Source organism: uncultured Clostridium sp. (genome assembly GCF_934754925.1).
Classification (GTDB): Bacteria; Bacillota; Clostridia; order Clostridiales; family Clostridiaceae; genus Clostridium.
Window position 1 is genome coordinate 1 of the sequence record NZ_CAKVJA010000082.1, and the last position, 4,469, is coordinate 4,469.

3 protein-coding genes are annotated in these 4,469 nt (G+C 28.8%); all 3 read left to right on the forward strand.

Annotated features, from left to right (window positions below; genetic code table 11):
• Nucleotides 1-298 precede the first annotated feature (298 nt).
• The 3 genes from Q0G30_RS13750 to bilR are packed head-to-tail and all read left to right on the forward strand — an operon-like array spanning nt 299 to nt 4,392.
• Nucleotides 299-1,669 (forward strand): glycoside-pentoside-hexuronide (GPH):cation symporter, encoded by a 1,371-nt coding sequence (locus Q0G30_RS13750; protein ID WP_294391199.1) that lies wholly within the window; start codon nt 299-301, stop codon nt 1,667-1,669.
• A 20-nt stretch (nt 1,670-1,689) separates the two neighbouring features.
• Entirely contained in the window at nt 1,690-2,451 is a 762-nt protein-coding gene (locus tag Q0G30_RS13755) for an alpha/beta fold hydrolase (protein ID WP_294391201.1), read from the forward strand.
• 18 nt (nt 2,452-2,469) lie between these two features.
• Nucleotides 2,470-4,392: a bilirubin reductase, long form gene (gene bilR / locus Q0G30_RS13760; RefSeq protein ID WP_294391204.1), complete on the forward strand. Its 1,923-nt coding sequence runs from the start codon at nt 2,470-2,472 to the stop codon at nt 4,390-4,392.
• Nucleotides 4,393-4,469 lie beyond the last annotated feature (77 nt).

The window sequence follows — 4,469 nt, forward strand, 5'->3', positions numbered from 1 at the left end:
CATATTCCCATTTAACTTCACAATTACCTTCAAATATAAATAATATTTTGTAATACTCATTTGATTTAATTTGCTTACTTTTTATATTATAAAAAGTAATTTTATTTACATAATAGTTATCTTTGTATGTCATTAATATACCCCTACCTTTTTAACATATCAACTTTTGATAATTTTATATCAATTTCTGAATATAATTTTATTTTATAATATGAGACAATTTAATTACAAATAAATATTATTATTTTCTCAACTTTATTTGTAATAATTATATTTAATATTATTGTGGAGGTATATTATGCAAAGTTTTTCAATGAAAGATAAAGTTGGATATACTCTAGGAGATTTAGGTTGTTGTTGTACGGAGCAATTTAGAGCTATGTTTTTAACAGTGTTTTATACACTGGTTCTCAAAGTTAACCCCATTCATGTAGGTACAATAATGCTAATAACTAAATTTTGGGACGCTATAAATGACCCTATAATTGGTGCAATTATTGATTCTCGTAAGTCCAAACCTGGCAAGAAATTCATACCTTGGATTAAAACATTTTCAATTCCATGTGCAATATTAATGTGTATTGGATTTTTGAATGTATCAAATTTAGACTATGGATTAAAACTTGCATATATTTTAATTACATATGTTTTATATGAAGCTATGTATACTTGTGTAAATGTTCCATTTGGATCATTATCAAGCGTTATGACAGATGATGTAAATCACCGTACAGACTTATCAAGATATAGAAGTTTAGGTGGTACTATCTTTATGACTGTTATAGTTATTATTGGACCTCTATTTTTATACAAAGACAATGTACCTGTACCTTCAAACTTTTTACTATTAGCGATTATCTGCGCTTGTGTAAGCGTTTTCTGTCTACAGGTTACATCGGTATGGTGTAAGGAACGTGTGGAATTACCTCATGTAGAAAAAGAAAAATTTAATTATTTTAAAATCTTAAAGAGTATTTCTAAAAATAAAGCTTTATTAGGTGTTATTATAGCTAGTTTAATTGGTATGATAGCGGCTAGTGTTGTTAATGGACTAAATACTTATTTATTTAAAGATTATTTCGGTAATGTAAAGATAATGGCTGTATCAGGCATGTTAAGTACTGTTTATTCAATAATTACATTTATTGGTACTAAATTTGTTGCCCATAAATTTGGAAAAAAAGAATGGTGTATGTATGGTGCAGGTTTTGCTGCTATTGTTTACGGAGTTCTATTTTTATTTCCAATAGAAAATCCTGTTTTATTTATAATAATCAATGGAGTTTGCTATATAGGTGCTTCTGGTTTCCAAATTCTTATTTGGGCTATGGTAAATGATGCAATAGATTATCAAGAATTACAAACTGGAACTCGTAACGAAAGCATAATTTATTCTACATATTCATTTTTTAGAAAACTTGCTTCCGCTTTAAGTTCTAGTTTAAGTAGCTTTATACTTGCATTTATAGGATATAACGTACATGTTTCTACTCAAACTACAGAAGTTTCTTTAAACCTTTGGAAAGCGTATACAGGAATTTATTCTGTAGGATATATGGTTGCAGTACTGGCATTACTTTTTATATATCCTTTAAGTAAGAAGAAAACTCAAGAAATGTTAAAAGAATTAACAATAAAAAGAAAAAATTCAAATATATCTAAAATATAACTAATACTAGGAGTGTAATTATGATTAAATTTACAGAAATAAAAAATAGAAAAAATAATACATTAAGAGGTATTCTTAATCTTCCTAATAATATTGAAAATCCCTTTATTGTATTAAATCTTCATGGATTTGGAGGAAGTATGTCAGGATATAAATATTCACATACTCATTTATCAAGAGTTCTTGAGTCTAATGGATTTGGATGTATTAGATTTGATTTTTATGGTTGTGGTGAAAGTGATGGAGAATTTGAAGAAATGACTTTTACTGGACTTATAGAAGATACTATTGATGTTTATAATTGGTTAATTAGTTCTAAAGTAACTTCACCTAACCGCGTTATTTTATCTGGACATAGTATGGGTGGATATGTAGCTTCATGTGTTGCACCCAAAATTCAACCTATTGGATTAATACTTATGTGCCCTGGTGCTGGTATGTGGGATGGATGTAGGGAACGATCTGATGAATTAAAAAAACAGTCTATACAGTATGTTAATATGGAAGGTTTAAAGTTTAATATTGATTTTAATTATGATTTATACAATTATGAACCATTTTCAAATTCTAAGGGATATAACAAAGATGTATTAATTATAAGAGGTACTGAGGATAATTTAGTTGACGATGCCACTTGTCAATCGTACTTAAATTGTTACGAAAATCAAAAAACAACATATATACAAATTGAAGGTGGAAATCATAACTTTTCAAGTATAGAGGCTAGAAGTAAATGTGAAGATGCAATTATTAAGTTTTGTAGATTAGTTAGTAATAAATAAATTTGTGGGGTGATTTATATGAAACTTTTAGAATCAATTAATGTAGGAAATATTACTCTAAAAAATAGAGTTATGTTTCCTCCTCTAACTACTGGATATGAAGGTAGAGATGGTAGCATAACTACTCAAAGTATTAGTTTTTATGAAAGATTAGCTAAAGGCGGTGTTTCATACATTGTAATAGGTGATGTTGCTCCTATTAATAGCTTCTCTCCTACTCCAAAATTATATGACGATAGTCAAATAAGTGGTTTCAAGAAATTATGCGATTCAATACATAAGCATGGTGCAAAGGTTGCTGTTCAAATCTTCCATCCTGAGTATGACTGTGATGCTATAAATAGCCTGTTTGCTAGTGGAGATATGAAAGCTGTTAGAGAAAAGTTACATCATGATATGAAACACTTTGTTAATGAAGTTAGCGAAGATTCTCTAAATGATATTATAAATAAAATGTGCAATTGTGCAATTCGTGCTCAAAAAGCCGGAGTTGATATAATCCAAGTACATGGAGATAGATTGGTAGGTTCATTATGTAGTACTATTTTAAATAAAAGAAATGATAAATTTGGAGCTACATTAGAAAACCGAACAAGATTTGCACTACAACTTGTAAAATCATTAAAAAAAGCTGTTCCTGGTATGCCTATTGATTATAAGTTTTCAGTTGTTACACCTGAAAGAGGTAAAGGTGGAATAGATTTAAACGAAGCTCCTATATTTGCTAAATGGTTAGAAGAAGCTGGTGTTGATATGCTTCATGTAGCTCAAGCAAACCATACTGGCAATATGGCAGATACTATTCCCCCTATGGGTGTTCAACCATATGGATTTTTTGTTGATATTGCATCTCAAATAAAAAAGGCAGTAACTATTCCAGTTAGTACTGTTGGTAGAATATTTAATCCTAAAATGGCTGAAAGTATTTTAGAAGCTAATAAAGTAGATATAATAGGCCTTGGTAGAATTTTACTTGCTGATCCTGATTGGGTAAATAAAACAAAAGATAATAAAATTGAAGATATACGCCAATGTATATCTTGTAACAAAGGCTGTACTGATAATATTCAAAACCGTAAATTTTTAAGTTGCGTACTAAATGCTGAGAATGGATATGAGGAAACTAGAAAAATTACTAAGGCTATAACTAAGAAAAAGGTTGTAGTTGTAGGAGGAGGACCTGCAGGCCTTGAAGCAGCTCGTGTTTCAAGTTTAAAAGGTCATGATGTTATTTTATTTGATGAAAATACATCTCTAGGAGGTCAGTTAAACTTAGCATGCATACCTCCTAGAAAAAATGAAATTAAAAGAGCTATTAAGTTTTTAACTCATTCAGTATGTTCTCAAAATGTAGATTTAAGACTTGGTAAAAAAGTAACTCAAGAAGATTTATTAACTTTAAATCCAGATGTTGTATTAGTTGCTGTAGGAGCAAGTAATGTTATACCAAATATAAATGGATATAACAATCCGATAGTATGCGATTCATGGAAAATATTAAGTGGAGAACAACAAGTATTTGGTAATATAGCTGTTATCGGCGGAGGTATGGTAGGCTGTGAAGTTGCCGAATACTTATGTAGTGAACCTAAAAATAAAGTTTCTATAATTGAGATGGATAATAGTATAGCTAAAGGTGAAAGTAATACTATACTTCCTACATTAATGGATAATTTTACTAAACACAATGTAAAAATATATACTAACCATAAGGTAAATGAAATATATAAAGATTCTATACTTTGTGAAAATGATAATAATGAAGTTAAAATTCCTTGTGATTATGTTGTTATGGCAATAGGTGCAAGACCTAACGAATTTGATGTTGATAAATTATTAGAAAATAATATAAAAGTAGTTAAAATAGGCGATTGCAAAGATAAAGCGTCTGACATAGAAAATGCTATAAAAACTGCTTATAATGCTGCTAACGAAATATAAACTTAAATTTAATAATAATCTAAAAGAATCTCCTTCTTTGTTTGGAGATTCTTTTTATTGTAAACTATATTATTATA

What these genes read in the sequence shown, in the direction of transcription:
- bilR (WP_294391204.1), top strand. Translation starts at nt 2,470, where the DNA reads ATGAAACTTTTAGAATCAATTAATGTAGGAAATATTACTCTAAAAAAT.
- Q0G30_RS13755 (WP_294391201.1), top strand. Translation starts at nt 1,690, where the DNA reads ATGATTAAATTTACAGAAATAAAAAATAGAAAAAATAATACATTAAGA.
- Q0G30_RS13750 (WP_294391199.1), top strand. Translation starts at nt 299, where the DNA reads ATGCAAAGTTTTTCAATGAAAGATAAAGTTGGATATACTCTAGGAGAT.